This window comes from Mesorhizobium sp. B2-3-7 (genome assembly GCF_006442695.1).
Lineage (GTDB): Bacteria > Pseudomonadota > Alphaproteobacteria > Rhizobiales > Rhizobiaceae > Mesorhizobium.
This window is the reverse complement of the sequence record NZ_VFVV01000018.1, coordinates 96,154-110,817: the sequence shown is the minus strand read 5'-3', so window position 1 is coordinate 110,817 and position 14,664 is coordinate 96,154. Positions and strand designations below refer to the sequence as shown.

Annotated in this window: 13 protein-coding genes and 1 tRNA gene; 7 read left to right on the top strand and 7 right to left on the bottom strand. The window is 64.5% G+C overall.

Annotation, left to right across the window (positions count from 1 at the left end; translation table 11 throughout):
* Positions 1-169 precede the first annotated feature (169 nt).
* On the top strand, positions 170-1,096 hold the full coding sequence (locus tag FJ940_RS26825) for an HNH endonuclease (protein WP_224684867.1): 927 nt from the start codon (positions 170-172) through the stop codon (positions 1,094-1,096).
* 105 nt (positions 1,097-1,201) lie between these two features.
* Positions 1,202-1,278, top strand: a tRNA-Arg gene (locus tag FJ940_RS26820).
* Positions 1,279-1,396: 118 nt separating this feature from the next.
* Here FJ940_RS26820 and FJ940_RS26815 read toward each other — a convergent pair.
* Both FJ940_RS26815 and FJ940_RS26810 read right to left on the bottom strand, forming a co-directional pair.
* On the bottom strand, positions 1,397-2,095 hold the full coding sequence (locus FJ940_RS26815; protein ID WP_140658410.1) for a haloacid dehalogenase type II: 699 nt from the start codon (positions 2,093-2,095) through the stop codon (positions 1,397-1,399).
* Positions 2,096-2,298: 203 nt separating this feature from the next.
* Positions 2,299-2,760: a cupin domain-containing protein gene (locus FJ940_RS26810; protein ID WP_140658408.1), complete on the bottom strand. Its 462-nt coding sequence runs from the start codon at positions 2,758-2,760 to the stop codon at positions 2,299-2,301.
* A 127-nt stretch (positions 2,761-2,887) separates the two neighbouring features.
* Here FJ940_RS26810 and FJ940_RS26805 point away from each other — a divergent pair, with 127 nt between their 5' ends.
* Entirely contained in the window at positions 2,888-4,426 is a 1,539-nt protein-coding gene (locus FJ940_RS26805; protein ID WP_140658406.1) for a winged helix-turn-helix domain-containing tetratricopeptide repeat protein, read from the top strand.
* A 66-nt stretch (positions 4,427-4,492) separates the two neighbouring features.
* Here the strand turns inward: FJ940_RS26805 and FJ940_RS26800 are convergent, their stop codons facing one another.
* From FJ940_RS26800 to FJ940_RS26780, 5 genes are all read right to left on the bottom strand, one after another.
* A complete protein-coding gene (locus tag FJ940_RS26800; RefSeq protein WP_140658404.1) occupies positions 4,493-5,293 on the bottom strand; it encodes a class I SAM-dependent methyltransferase in 801 nt (266 codons plus the stop codon).
* Positions 5,294-5,572: 279 nt separating this feature from the next.
* Positions 5,573-6,085, bottom strand: a complete 513-nt coding sequence (locus FJ940_RS26795) for a RidA family protein (protein WP_140658402.1) — start codon at positions 6,083-6,085, stop codon at positions 5,573-5,575.
* 88 nt (positions 6,086-6,173) lie between these two features.
* Entirely contained in the window at positions 6,174-6,587 is a 414-nt protein-coding gene (locus FJ940_RS26790) for a cytochrome c (RefSeq protein ID WP_140658400.1), read from the bottom strand.
* 49 nt (positions 6,588-6,636) lie between these two features.
* Positions 6,637-8,238 (bottom strand): flavin monoamine oxidase family protein, encoded by a 1,602-nt coding sequence (locus tag FJ940_RS26785; protein WP_246671092.1) that lies wholly within the window; start codon positions 8,236-8,238, stop codon positions 6,637-6,639.
* 361 nt (positions 8,239-8,599) lie between these two features.
* Positions 8,600-9,694 (bottom strand): LacI family DNA-binding transcriptional regulator, encoded by a 1,095-nt coding sequence (locus FJ940_RS26780; protein ID WP_181167260.1) that lies wholly within the window; start codon positions 9,692-9,694, stop codon positions 8,600-8,602.
* Between the two features lie 551 nt (positions 9,695-10,245).
* On the opposite strand from FJ940_RS26780, the gene FJ940_RS26775 reads away from it, so the two are divergent.
* The 4 genes from FJ940_RS26775 to FJ940_RS26760 all read left to right on the top strand — a co-directional run bounded on the left by FJ940_RS26775 (position 10,246) and on the right by FJ940_RS26760 (position 14,659).
* Positions 10,246-11,208: a sugar-binding protein gene (locus tag FJ940_RS26775; protein ID WP_140491278.1), complete on the top strand. Its 963-nt coding sequence runs from the start codon at positions 10,246-10,248 to the stop codon at positions 11,206-11,208.
* Positions 11,209-11,324: 116 nt separating this feature from the next.
* On the top strand, positions 11,325-12,863 hold the full coding sequence (locus tag FJ940_RS26770) for a sugar ABC transporter ATP-binding protein (RefSeq protein WP_140517789.1): 1,539 nt from the start codon (positions 11,325-11,327) through the stop codon (positions 12,861-12,863).
* Positions 12,864-12,913: 50 nt separating this feature from the next.
* Positions 12,914-13,909: an ABC transporter permease gene (locus FJ940_RS26765; RefSeq protein ID WP_140517717.1), complete on the top strand. Its 996-nt coding sequence runs from the start codon at positions 12,914-12,916 to the stop codon at positions 13,907-13,909.
* A 231-nt stretch (positions 13,910-14,140) separates the two neighbouring features.
* Complete coding sequence (locus FJ940_RS26760; RefSeq protein ID WP_140493403.1) at positions 14,141-14,659, top strand: DUF2231 domain-containing protein; 519 nt, start codon at positions 14,141-14,143, stop codon at positions 14,657-14,659.
* The last annotated feature ends 5 nt before the right edge of the window (positions 14,660-14,664 follow it).

The following is a 14,664-nucleotide window of genomic DNA, read 5'->3' as shown; positions in this document are numbered from 1 at the left end:
GTGCGGGGTGAGGCGGGCGGGTGAGGCATTGTCTGCGCAGCGATTTCGTTGAGCCGCTGCAGAAATTGTCTGCCGATAGAAAGTCTGGCGTTAAAGTTTAATTTCCCGAAGAGGAATACCAAGGCAACGGCAATAGCTTGTGCCGGAATAGCCGCAAGGGGTAGCGGGCGTGGCCGTCAAAATTGTGGTCGCGGTAACGGATGGAGACTGGTTCGAGCAGCTCCGCCGGATGCCAGATTTGATGGAGGTCAATTTCTGGTCGCCATCGCCAAGACCGTTTCGAGCGTTGCAACCGGGTGAGCTGTTTCTGTTCAAATTGCATGCCCCGATCAACATGATCGTGGGAGGTGGGATCTTCGCTTCCTCTACAGTCATGCCCCTATCGCTGGCATGGGAGGCGTTCGGCAAAAGCAATGGGGTGACGAGCCTCGCCGAGATGCGAACACGCATCCTCCGCTATCGAAAGCTCGATCCGAGAACAGCCGGACCCGTCGAGATCGGTTGCCGAGTTCTCACCCAGCCCTTCTTTCTCGAAGAGAGCCGCTGGTTTCCGCCACCGCCATCTTGGTCAAAGAACATTGTTTCGTTTACGACCTACGGGACTGATAGTTCTGAAGGCGCGGCACTTTGGAATTCGGTGCAGGACGCAATGACTCCCGCTGTTTCCACCAGCACAGGGTTTTCGGAAGAGGCGTCGCGATTTGGTGAGCCTGTGCTGATACGACCGCGTCTCGGTCAAGGAGCGTTTAGGCTGTTGGTGACGGATCTTTATGACAGGCGATGCGCCATTACGAAGGAGCGTACCTTGCCAGCATTGGAGGCCGCCCATATTCGCCCCTATGCCGACGGTGGAGAACACTCTCCGAACAATGGCATCCTCATGCGGCGGGACATCCACAGCCTGTTCGATCAAGGGTATGTGACCATTACTCCTGATAGTCGTTTTGAGGTGAGCCGGCGCATTCGCGAGGAATTCGAGAATGGTCGACACTACTACGAACTTCACGGATCGTCCGTTGCTGTCCCTTCCATCGCCAGTCAGCAGCCCGATCGCGATGCGCTGACCTGGCACAACAACAGCCGGTTTCTCGGATGACTCGCATTCGAACAAAAATGAGTTCGCCGTTGAAGCCCGCGCCCGCTTCCGCTAAGAAGCCGTGACTTGCCGGTTCACCCGGTTCGTTTTCCGGCCCGCCGGGAAGCACCCGTAGCTCAGCTGGATAGAGCGCTGCCCTCCGAAGGCAGAGGTCACAGGTTCGAATCCTGTCGGGTGCGCCAAGGGCACCGGGTCCGTTCCGGACACATAGGTTACGGTTTATACCGGAGACATGGGTAACACTTTTGGCCCGAAGGGCTTTGGAGTGGTTCAACCCTACGCGCCCGACCCTCCGATATCCTAAATCCACCCAGCCTCCTCGAAAAACCCCGGCACATCGTCCAGCCCATGCGCCACCGCGTCCGGCTCATAATCCGCCGGCGGCCGCCGTCCCGTCCCGCGATCGACCCAGACCGCGCGAAAGCGCAGGTCGCGGGCGGCGGTCAGGTCGAGATGCGGGCTGGCGCAGATGTGGACCAAATCCCTGGTCACGCCAAGGGTGCGCCAGGCGTGTTCGAAGATCCGTCGCGACGGCTTGTAGGCCTGCGCCTGTTGCGCCGTGATGACCCGGTCGATGGCGCCGCCCAGCTGCGCGACATTGCCGGCGATGATGGCGTCGTCGGTGTTGGAGATGATCGCCAGCCTGAAGCCGGCTTGCTTCAGCCTTTGCAGCGTCGCGACGACCTCCGGGAAGGGCGGCATGCGGCCGATCGAGGATGTCAGCAGTTCGGCGTCGCCGGCTTCCGCTTCCAGCGAAAAGTCCTGCATCGCCAGATGCAGCGCTTTGGCGGTCACCTCGGCGAAGGAGAGGTGCGGCTTGGTATGCTCGAGCTGGTGTTCGTGCCGGTCGTAGACCGGGATGAATGTCTGCGCCTCGATCCTGCGGCCCTTGCGCGACAGGATCGTCTCCATCGCGGTCATCAGCCCTTCATCCCACTGGATCAGCGTGCCGTAGCAGTCGAAAGTAAGCCAGGTCGGGCGCGGTCCGCCAAGTGTCATTCGGGAACCTTTTGCGAAAAGACGTCGGGAGCCTCCGGGCACAACTTAGACCATTGGGCGCTTTTATCCAGGTGCAGGATTCTCCGCGTCGGACGGCCGGCTCTCGGCCGCAGCGATGATCTTTGCTGTGTCCAGGCATCCGAGGCACCGAAGGCCGCCGTTACGCCGGAAGCATGCCGATCACGCCTATGTACCAACTGCGCCTAGGCACTCGTCGTCAACGTGGAGAGCTGGTCGGTATCGTAGCGGTTCCGCAGTTCGGTGAGCGCCTTCGGATCCGGGGAGCCTTTTGCGGCGAGCCTGGCAAGGTCTTCGAAATAGTGCTCATGCCCGGGCGGCGAGACGGTCATCAGCACGCGGGCCGGTTTTTCGCCGACATTGGTGATGTTGTGCCGCACGCCGGGCGGAATGAACAGGAAGGTGCCCGGGGTCGCCCGGATCACCTCCGCCCCGACGTGCCAGACACATTCGCCGTCAAGCACATAGAAGGTTTCTTCCTGCACGCGATGGACATGCAGGCCGGTGGCGAAGCCGGCCGGTATGGTCCAGTCGAACATGCTCGTGTGCCTGGTATCCTCGCCGGTGACGAGAAACACCATCGGCTGGCCACGCAGCATGACCCCCTTGTTCTCGTCGGGCATCCGGATGACAGGGGCGGCGCTCATTTGATCCTCCATCGGTTCGCTGCTTTTTCCCGCAGCCACCGGCACAGGATGCCTCTACCCGGCCGGCCAGTCGTGAAGCCGTTGCGAAATCATTGCGAAAAGATTGCAAACGGTATCTCCTTCGGGAATGGCAACGAGCCTCGCCTTTGGCCCCTTTCGCATCGACGGCGAAGCCGGGATCCTGTTCCACGGCGACCAGCCGACGCCGCTCGGCCAACGGGCCGTCGCGCTGCTGGCGCTGCTTGTCGAACGCACGGGCAAGCCGGTTCCCAAGCAGGCGCTGATCGACGCCGCATGGCCGGGCCAAGCGATCGAGGACAGCAATCTGACGGTGCAGATCGCGGCGGCCAGGCGCATGCTGGAGAGCGCGGCCGGCGGCGGAAGCTGGATCGAGACGCTGCCGCGGCACGGCTATCGCTATGTCGGGCCCGAGGTCGCGATCGGTGGCCTGGGCCCCGAGGCGGCAACGCTGACATGGCCCGGAAAGCCTTCGATCGCGGTTCTGCCGTTCTCGAACCTCAGCGGTGATCCCGAACAGGATTATTTCGCCGACGGCATCGTCGACGACATCATCACCGGCCTGGCGCGCATCAACTGGCTGTTCGTCATCGCGCGCAACTCCTCCTTCACCTATAAGGGGCGCGCGGTGGACGTGAAGCAGGTCGGCCGCGAGCTCGGCGTCCACTATGTGCTCGAAGGCAGCGTGCGCAGGGCCGGCGGCAGCGTGCGCGTGACCGGCCAGATGATCGACACCTCGACCGGCGCCCACATATGGGCCGAGCGCTTCGACCGCGCCTCCGCCGATATTTTCGCGCTCCAGGATGAGATCGCGCTGGCGGCCGTCGGCGCGATCGCGCCCAGCCTGCGGCGCGTCGAAATCGAGAGGGTGAGGCGCAAGCGCCCCGACAGTCTCGATGCCTACGACCTCGTGCTGCGCGCCCAGCCGGACGTGGATTCCGGCATGCCCGAACGGGTGGCGCAGGCGCTCGTGCTGCTCGAACGCGCCATCGAACTCGAGCCGACCTATGCGCTTGCCCACGGCAATGCCGCCATGTGCCATCATTGCCTGTTCCTTCGCGCCGGCTTGCAGGAAGCCGATCGCGAGGCTTCGGTACGCCATGCCCGGCTGGCCATCCTGCACGGACAGGACGACGCGGCCGCGCTTACCCTTGCGGGGTTTTCGATCGGCATGGATGGACATGACCGCAAGGCCGCCTTCACCGCCCTGGAAGCCGCGCTTGCCGTCAGCCCGTCATCCGCCCTGACCTACATTCTGGGCAGCGTCATCCTCGGCTGGAGCGGCGAAGCGGAGCAGGCCATCGCGTGGAGCGAGCGCGGGATGCGGCTCAGCCCCTTCGACCCCTGGGCCTTCGCCGCCTTCGACGCGCAGGCGATGAGCCATCTGCTGCGCGGCCGCTATGACGAGGCCTGCCGTGCCGCATACAGGTCGGTGCAGGCCAATCCCGCCCACAGCATCACCTATGTGCAACTGGCCGCCGCCTTGGCCAAGCTCGGCCGGCTGGACGAGGCGATGGCGGCAGCGGCGCGGGTGCGTGAGCTGCATCCGACGTTTCGCTACGGCCGGCAGTTCGCGGCCGTGCATTGCGCCCCGGCGCTCGCGCAATGCCTCGGCGACGCGCTGCAGGCCGCCGGTCTGCCGCAATAGCGCCGGTGCGTCTTCATGGAGACCGGCCTGGGCGGCAGATGGCGGATGGGCGGTTCTTCGGCGCCCTTACCGCACCACGCCCCTGCAAGCCCAGGCAACATTCGCAAACGACCGCGCGCCATCCGGCCGGCCGGCCTCGTAGGCATCGCGGACGGCGGCCTCGCTGCGCGTCCGCTCGGCTGGATCGAGCGTCATCATGTATTTGCCGAGCGGGCCTTCGCCGGCCGCTATCGGCGCCCAATAGTCGTCGAAGTCCCGGTAGTCCATGCGGATCATCAGCTCGGTCTCGGTCACATCGGCCAGGTCCTGCTCGACAAAAGTCCGCTTCATTTCGCCCGGCTGCATCATCGGCTGGAAGCAATAGCGGCTGCGCATCTGGCGTCCGCCTTCGCTGAGCGCGGCCACCGTGTCGATCATCATGCGCATGCCGGGCATACCGCCGAGATGATCCCACACGACGGCCGCCACCACGCCGCCCGGCCGCACCACGCGGCGCATCTCGCCCACCGCCTTGCCGGCCTCCGGCACGAAGTGGAGCACGAGCAGCGCAAGCGCGCGGTCGAAACCATCGTCGGCGAACGGCAAGGCGGTGGCGTCGGCTTGCTGGATTTCGATGCGCGGGTCGGTGTTGCGCCGCTTTGCCGCCTCGACGAAGACAGGCGAAAAGTCGATTGCCGCGATTGCCGCGAGCTCGGCGGATTTCGCCAGCTCGAACGTCAGGCTGCCGGTGCCGCAGCCGACGTCGAGGATCTTTTCGCCACTGGCAAGCCCGGCGAAGTCGATGAATTTGGGCGCGAGCTTGCGGCTCCAGCGGCCCATGAGCTGCTCATATCCGCTGGCGTCATGAACGGTGAAACTTGAGGTCATCTCGCTCTCCCTGCGCTGAAGAGGCGAGGCTAGGGCAATTCCGGGAAAGGTGTGAGGCGGTTTTCCGTCCGCGGTCGCGCGACCTGCCTTCGACGAATGGCTAGTGCCTGGGCGTGGGCTCCGCGCGGTTTAGCCCTCGCTGGCGGGTCAACGTCGCCCAGCTCCGTCTTTCGGTGGGTGCCTGAAGGTCACTTCAACCGTACGATTCCCGGCCCGCCGGATCCGCGCCTCGCCAGCCCGTTCGGCATCCTGGCGCAAGACTGGCCGAACGCCCCGGCTTCAGGGCCGCACGGCGGTCACTTCGATTTCGACCAGGAAGCCGGGGCCGGCAAGGCCCGCGACCTGCACCACCGAACGCGTCGGCAGGTTCGGCTGGTCCTTGGTGCCGAAGAATTTCGTGTAGCCTTTCATGAAGCCGGCAAAATCCATCTTGCCGCCCTTGGCGGGATCGCCGACCAGGAAGACCTGCATCTTGACGACGTCGCCCATTTTCAGGCCGAGATCGGCCAGCGTCTTGTCGATCGACTTCAGCACCGAGCGGGTCTGGGCTTCGGTGTCGCCATAGGCGGCAACTGTTGCCTTGTCGGCCTTCTCGTCGATAACGGACGGCACGGCGCCGCTGAGATAGACCGTGGTTTTGCCGGCCGGCACCTCGACGGCGCGCAGGATCGGAAAATCCGAATTCGGAATCTTGTGGCGAACGACGTCGTCGGCCAAGGCCGCGCCGGCGGCCAGCATTCCCGCCGCCAGCACGGCGGCCCCGATCCATGATTTCCCGATCGATGGTTTCATGACCCGTTTCCTTCTGTTCGAGAGGGCGGCGAGCGCCGGAATGCCCGCCGCCGTTTGCGTTGCCGCATGAGCGGGCGACATCCGTCAATCAGCGGACATCCTTTACGTCCTGCGCCGTCACGGCATCCTTGTAGTCGTTGCCGAAATGCGTCCTGACATAGTTGACCACGGCCGCGACCTGGTCGTCGCTCATCATCTGCCCCACCGGCGGCATGCCGTTTTGCCCGTGCAGGACGAGGCTTACGGGATAGCCGCCGGTCTCCAGATTCTTGTTCTTGGCCAGCGCCGGATAGTGGCCGGCGCCGACCGCGCCTTGCCCTTTGTCCAGGTGGCAGGCGGCGCAGACATTGGCATAGAGCGCCGCGCCGTCCTTTTCGGTGAAAGTATCGCCCTGGCTGAATGTGACGCCGGCCGAATCGGCGAACGCGCCGGGGGCCGTGAACGCCACGGCGACGGCCATGGCGGCGATGAGACCGCAGGGTCTTTTGAAGGAGCTGCTCATGATGGGATGCCTCGCGGGATACGGGGTGAACGAAGGGATCGGCATGACCTCATCCCTGCATGACGCGCTGGTGCAGGCGGGTGATGGCGTTGAGCGAGGACAGGATCGCGCCCTCCTGCCAGGCGGGAATGTAGGAGGCATGCTCGCCGGCCAGCACGATGCGGCCGTCGATCTGGCACAGGTTGTCGTAGTGCTCCTTGCGCGCCTCCTCGGTCCAGTCGCCCGCGCAGCCAAGCGTGAAGGGCGAGCGGTGCCATGCCCAGGAAACGCCGGTCTCGAACTCCTGTTTGTATTGCGGGTGGAGCTGCGCGCCGTATTCCACCGCCTTCTGCACGCGCTCCTGCGGGGTCATGGCGGTGAATTCGTAGGAGTTCGGTCCGTTCCATGTGTAGCAGCCGAGCAGCACGCCCTTGCCGCCGGCGTTGAAGCCGGTGCTGGGGTAGGAGATCTGCGAGATCGGCAGGTTGGTGTAGCTGACCCCGCCGAAGATCGATTCGTCCTCCTCCCAGAAACGGCGCTTCATCTGCAGGCCGACCTTGACCGAGGACGCATAGGGCACCGCCCCGATCGCCGCCTGCATGGCGCCGCCGACCTGGATTTCGATCTGGCTGAGGATGGTGAGCGGAATGGTGCACACGCACCAGTCGGCGCTGGCTTCCTGGGCGGTTCCGGGGTTTTTCGCGTCCTCATAGGTCACCGTCACGCCCTTGTCGTTCTGGGCGATCTTGGTGACCTTGGCATTGTAGGTGATGAGGTCGCCGACCTGCTTGGCGAAGGCTTCGCCGATCCTGCCCATGCCGCCGACCGGCTGGAACATGGTGGTCTGGAATTCGTAGAGCGAGAAGTTGGCGAGGCTGCCCCACAGGCGCGAATTCAATACGTCGGACGCGCCGATGATCTGACCCGCGGCCGGCTCGGCGCCGATGCCGCCGCCCGGCTCCTTCTCGTAGCCGCGGAATTCGGCGGTCGCGAGGCTGGATTTGTAGCTGTAGTCCTTGTCCAGCGCGCCCCAGGACTGCAGCGCCTCGAGCAGCACCTCCTGGTCCTCCTTGGAGACGAGCCCCTCCAGCTGGCCCTTCTTGGCCACCTTGGCCAGCAACTCCGAAGTGTGGCCCTTGAAGTCGGTCTCGATCTCGCGCACCCGCTTGGGCTTGCCGCCGAAGGCCTCCGTCGAGTGCAGCAGGGCGTTGTGGTTGGTCTGCTGGAACGGCTCCAGCGTCACCCCGAGCCTCCGGCAGTAGGCCAACAGCCCGTTGTGATGGTAAGGGATGCGCCAGGGGCCGGGATTGAGGTAGAGCCCCTCGTCGAACTCGCATTTCTGCGTGTAGCCGCCAAGTTCGGTAACGGTGTCGCCGCCGCGTATCGTCCAGTTGCGGCCGCCGGCGCGGGCATTGTATTCGAGGATCTTCACCTTGTAGCCGGCCTGGCGCAGTTCCAGGGCCGCCAGCATGCCGGCCAGGCCGGCGCCCAGGACGAGCACCGAAGCGCCCTTCGGGTCGCCTTCGAGCTTGATCGGTCCCTTGTAATCGGACTCTGCCGCCAGCCCCATGCTGGTCATGGCCTGGTACATTGCGGCGCTGCCCGCCGTAATGCCGATTATTTTGAGAAGGTCGCGCCGGCGCATGCCGGCAAGGGATTGTTCGAGCTGCATGTTCGTCTCCTCGATCAGCGGCACGCCGCGATCCGCCGCCTGTTGCCCCCGCAAGCTCGAGGCGAGCCCCGGTGGACGACGCAAGGCTATGCCTGCAACCCAATCTGTTCAACCAACACGCCGCGCTTGGAACAAATGTCCTCGAATCTTGGCGCAATCGGGCTCTCGCGGCGTCGCTGGCCGGCATTTTTCACGCCTTCGCGGCCTCGGGGCCGGCGGCCCGACCGCTTGCTGTGCCAATTGAAAGGGCATGCCTGGCTGGCCCCGGCAGCGGGAAAGTCCGACGGGAAAGTCCGTGGCCTGCCGGCGCTCGCGGCGCCGGTTTTCATCGCCCAAATGCTTGCCTTGTCGGCCGGGTCGGTCAGCCTGCCACGGCCCGCACGCTCTCCCTCTCCACCAGCGGACATTCCAGCTTGGTGATGGGATAGCGCCCCCGTCCCACCGTCGCTGGCGCTTCGAGCTGTTCGATCGCCCATTGGCCCATCGCCATATGCGGCAGGATCGAGGTGGTCAGCGGCGGGAACAGATGCCTGGCGATTTCCTCGTCGTCGTAGCCGACCACGGAGATGTCCTGCGGGATGTGCAGGCCGGCTTCCTTCAGCGCTTCGTAGCAGCCGATCGCGGTGCGGTCGTTCTGGCAGAAGATGGCGGTCGGGCGGTCCTTCAGCGCCAGGAGCTTGACGGTCGCGGCATAGCCGGCACTTGCCGACCAGTCGCCCTCGACCACCAGTTCGGGATCGAAAGGGATGTCGGCAGTGGCAAGAGCGCGGCGGTAGCCTTTCAGGCGGTCCTGTGCCGCCTGCATCCAGGGCTCGCCGGTGATGGTGGCGATGCGGCGGTGGCCGTGGCTGATCAAGTGCCGGGTGGAGCTCTGGCCGCCGGCGATCTCGGAGGGCACCACGGCGGGGAAGGCGTAATCCGACGTGTAGCAGTTGAGCAGGATCACCGGGATGTCGAGGCTGTAGAGGAAGTCGGGCGCCGTGATCTCGCGGGTGAAGATGGTCATGTAGATCAGCGCCGAAATGCCCCGCCTGGTCAGCGCCTCTATGGCGCGCGGCTCCATCACGGCGTCGCCCATGGTCTGCGCCACCAGAAGCACGTTGCCGGCGTTCCACGAGGCCTGGCGCGCGCCCTCGATGGCGACGACGGCTTCCGGGCTGGTGGCGAGCTGGTCGACGGCGAAGCCGATCACCCCGTCCAGCCCGTCGAAGGCGCTGGCCGGCGCCTTCAGTGCCGAAAAGGCCGGCGCACTATAGCCCAGCGCGCGCGCCGCCTCGATCACCCGCTCGCGCGTCTGCCGCGACAGTTTTATGCCAGGCGAATTGTTGAGCACGAAGGAAACAGTCGCCTGCGAGCAGCCGGCGGCGCGCGCAATGTCGGTCATGGTGACCCGGCCCTTGGGCTTCACCGGCGCCTTGCGGCGCCTTGCCGTCGCGATATCGGTGGTCTCGCTCATGCTGTTCGTGTTCCCCAGCCTGTCCGGCCTGCCCGGCGACCATCAAGGCCGCGCCGGTTTATAGAAATATCGGCTAACTTATACCTATTAGCGGACGACGGGTCTACTGGCTAGCCGGCTCCGGGCAGCTCAAATCACAGCATATGAGCCGATTACCCCGTTTGCCCCAAGCCATTGCGTTTCAGGCAAACCCAACGGCGTCGCCGCCGGCGTGGTCGCCATCGAACGCAACTAATACCGTTTACTAATACGAAAATGCGCTGTAACGTCGGTCCGTCGCGTCCGTTTTCCCTGGGGCGCGGTGCATGCGAATGGCCCGATGGCAAGCGGATAGTACCCCCGCGAAGCCTTGTCGCGGACATGTGATATGTCAGACAAATCGGACTATTTACGAACGGGGGATGAGTCTCTAAAGTCCGTCGCCGTGGCTGGAACGACGCCATCTTCAGTGCCGGGAACCCTTGAGGAGGAGGGCGTCCAAGCCGCGAACGGCAAATCAGACAAGTGCAGGATCGGCCGGTCCGACGACCGGCCAAAACGGGAGGTTGAACATGAAATCCTTGATACGCAATGCATCCGTGGCCACCGCGGCGCTGCTGCTTGGCCTGACGGCGAGCACGATCGCGCGCGCCGACGACAAGCCGACGCTGGCCTTCGTCGTCAACGGCGCTTCCGACTTCTGGAAGGCGGCCGAAGCCGGCGTCAAGAAGGCGCAGGGCGAACTGCCCGACTACAATCTCGAGCTGAAATATCCCGAGCAGTCCTCGGTCGCCATCCAGCAGCGGCTGATGGACGATCTGGTCACCGCCGGCGTCAAGGGCATCATGGTTTCGGCCGTCGATCCCAAGACCTCGACCGACGGGCTGAACAAGATCGCCTCGGAAACGGCGCTGTTCACCACCGACAGCGACGCTCCGCAGACCAAGCGCGTCGCCTATATCGGCTCGTCCAATGTCGATGCCGGCAAGCAGGCGGCCGAAATCGCCAAGAAGGCGATGCCGGACGGCGGCAAGTGCCTCGGCTTCGTCGGCCTGCTCGGCGCCGACAATGCCAAGGAGCGCATCCAGGGCATGAAGGATGGCCTGGCCGGCACCAAGATCGAGCTCGTCGACGTGCGCGGCGACGACATCGACCAGGCCCGCGCCAAGAAGAATGTCGAGGACGCGCTGGTCGCCAGCCCCGACGTCACCTGCATGGTCGGCTTCTACTCCTACAACACGCCGCGCATCTATGAAGCGCTGCGCGATGCCGGCAAGCTCGGCTCGATCACCGTCGTCGGCTTCGATGACGATCCGATCACCCTGGGCGGCGTCAAGGAAGGCACCATTGCCGCCACCGTCGTGCAGCAGCCCTTCGAGTGGGCCTATCAGGGCATGAAGCTGATGGCATCCTATCTCAAGGGCGACAAGTCGGGCATCCCGGCCGACGGCCTCATCATCATCCCGACCAAGATCATCGGCAAGGATGACGTCGACGCCTACGCCGCCAATCTGAAGGCGATGGCTGGAAACTAAGACCGAAGGCAGTTCAGCCGGCTCAACGTCGCTTGAGCCGGCTGCTCTCGCATTGACGAACCCTTCGAGGCCAGTCAGTCTGCCAAGAGGTCGGCCCGCCAACGCTGTCAGGCATGATGAATTATTCCGACACATCCATCGCCGCGACCACCCCGTTCCTCAGTCTCGAGAACGTGCGCAAGACCTATCCGGGCGTCGTCGCGCTCGATGGCTTCTCGATGGAGGTCAGGCCGGGCGAGGTCATCGGTCTCGTCGGCGAGAACGGCGCCGGCAAATCCACCTTGATGAAGATCCTCGGCGGCGTGACGCGGCCGGACAGCGGCACCGTCACCGTCGACGGCACCGCCCATGACGGCCTGAGCGTCGAGGGCAGCCTTGGCTCCGGCATCGCCTTCGTCCACCAGGAACTCAACCTGTTCGAGAATCTCGACGTCGCTGCCAACATCTTCTTCGGCCGCGAACCGCTGCGCGCCGGGCCGCTCAGGCTCGTCGACCGCGCCAGGCTGCGGGCCATGGTGGCGCCGCTCCTGAAGCGCGTCGGCGCCAATTTCTCCGCCGACACGCCTGTCGCGGAACTGTCGCTCGCCCAGCAGCAGATGGTCGAGATCGCCAAGGCGCTGTCGATCAAGGCAAGGCTGGTCATCCTCGACGAACCGACGTCGAGCCTGCCGATCGCCGAGACCGACAAATTGCTCGACGTCATCAAGGCGCTGAAGGCGGACGGCATCAGCGTCATCTTCATTTCGCATCGCCTGCACGAGGTCGAGCGCGTCGCCGACCGCGTCATCGTGCTGCGCGACGGCATGCTGGCCGGCACCTTGCCCAAGCGCGACATCAACCACGACCAGATGGTCAAGCTGATGATCGGCCGCATGCTGAAGGAGCGCGAGAAGGCTTCCGAGGCGGCCCGCGCCCCCGGCGCCGTCGCCCTGTCGGCCAAGGCCATCCGTACCCCGACCTATCCAGGCCGGCCGGTAGATCTCGACGTCAGGCGCGGTGAAATCCTCGGCCTTGCCGGCCTTGTCGGTTCCGGCCGCACCGAGCTGGCGCGGGTGTTCTTCGGCATCGAAAGCAGCCTCGGCGGCACGCTCGAGCTCGCCGGCAAGCCGCTCTCCCTGGGCTCGGCGGCCGATGCCGTCGCGCACGGCATCTTCCTGGTGCCGGAGGACCGCAAGCTGACCGGCATCCTGCTCGACCTTTCGATCGCCCAGAACATTTCGCTGCCCAACCTGCCGGCGCATGCCAAGCGCTCCTTGGTGTCGACCAGCGCCGAAACGGCAACCGCCGAGAAGCAGAAAAAAGATCTCGGCATCAAGGCGCCCTCGGTGCAGACGCGCACCGGCACGCTGTCGGGCGGCAACCAGCAGAAGGTCGTGCTGGCCAAATGGCTGGCGATGAACCCCAAGGTGATGATCCTCGATGAGCCGACGCGCGGCATCGACATCGGCGCCAAGGCGGAGATCTACGGGCTGATGCGTGCGCTGGCCGACGCCGGCGTCGCCGTGCTGATGATCTCCAGCGACATGGAGGAGGTGATCGGCGTGTCCGACCGCATCGCCGTCATGCATGAGGGCCAGATCTCGGGCATTCTGGACAAGGACCAGTTCAGCCAGGAAAACGTGCTGCTGCTGGCGGTAGGCAAGCAGCCGAAATAATTCTGCCGCCGCGCCGCGGAAGCGCTCGGGCCGGCATTGGGGAGAAGATGATGAGCAAGAAAGATCTCGGCCTGCTGATCCTGATCCTGGTGGTCGGCGCCATCGTCGCCATCATCAATCCGCGCTTCCTGCTGCCGATCAATCTCGCCAACACCTCGAACCTGATCGGACTGTTCGGCATCCTGTCGATCGGCCAGGCCTTCGTCATCATCACCGGCGGCATCGAATTGTCGGTCGGCTCGCTGGTGGCGCTGCTGGGAACGCTGTTCATCGACTTCATCGCCGTGCGCGGCATGGAATGGCCGCTGGCTTTCGTACTCATCCTGGTGCTCGGTGCCATCATCGGCCTGGCGCATGGCTGGCTGATCACGCGGCTCAAATTGCAGCCCTTCGTGGTGACCTTGTGCGGCCTTTTGATCTATCGCGGCGTCGCCCGCTTCTACACCGCCGACGGCACCGCCGGCTTCGCCTTCGGCCAGAATTTCCCGGAGCTCGAATTCTTGACCGCCGGCCGCTCCTGGGGCGTGCCGAACTCCTTCTTCGCCCTGATCGTCATCGCCATCGTCATGTGGGTGGTGCTGCACCGCTCGGTGTTCGGCCGCTATCTCTACGCCATCGGCAAGAACGAGGAGGCGGCGAAATATTCCGGCATCCGCACCGGGCGTGTCGTCATGGCCGCCTACGTCATCTGCGGGGTACTGACGGCGCTGTCGGCGATCTATTTCGCCATGTACACGCGATCCATCTCGCCGGCCAGCCACGGCCAGTTCTACGAGCTTTACGCCATTGCCGCGGCCGTGCTCGGCGGCTTCTCGCTGCGCGGCGGCGAGGGCTCGCTGATCGGCGTCATCCTCGGCACCGTGCTGCTGCAGGAGCTGCAGAACCTCGTCAATCTGCTCGGCATCCCGTCCTCGCTCAACTTCGCGGTGATGGGCGGCGTCATCCTCATCGGCGTGCTGATCGACCAGCAGTGGGGCGTGTTCCGCGCGCGGCGGCGCATGGTCGACGCCAGCCGCAAGAGCATCGCCGGGGCAGCGGCGGAATAGTCAGGGGCAAAAAGCCGCCGTCCGCCGTGGCCGTCGAAAGATAACGCCGCTCTATCTCGCCCGCCCCGCAATTCCGCTCGATCTGTTGTCGGCCGTATCTGTGCGGCCCCAAGTGACTTGAGTGCAAAAGGGGGGCGGCATCGCGAAAACGGTCTTGCGAGCTTCCATCCGGATTGGAACGAAACCCTTATCTGGGCGTTGTTCAAAGCTTTTCTATTCGGAGGCATTGTCATGGCCGCGAATCCGCTAAGCACCGCCAAGGTGGGAGGTCATCCCATCCATCCGATGCTCATTCCCTTTCCTGTCGCGTTCCTTGTCGGCGCGTTTCTCACCGATTTGATGTTCTGGGGGACTGCCGACGCCTTTTGGGCACGCGCGTCGATGTGGCTGATTGGAGCAGCCATCGTCATGGCTCTCCTGGCGGCGATTGCCGGCTTTATCGATTTCCTGAGCGAGCCGCGCATCCGCGCCCTGACGGACGCCTGGTACCACATGGTCGGCAATTTGACCGCCGTCGTTCTGGCGCTGATCAATTTCTATCTTCGCTACAGCCAAGGCGCCGAAGCGGCAGTTCGCCCATGGGGAGTGCTGCTTTCATTGATCGTTGTCTGCATCCTGCTGTTTACCGGCTGGAAAGGCTGGGAAATGGTGTACCGCCATCACGTCGCGGTTCTGGACGCGCCGACACAACCTTCGGCAACGCCGTCGGCCAGCACGCGTCGTGCCGATCACGACCGGCACGCGGCATAAAAGGA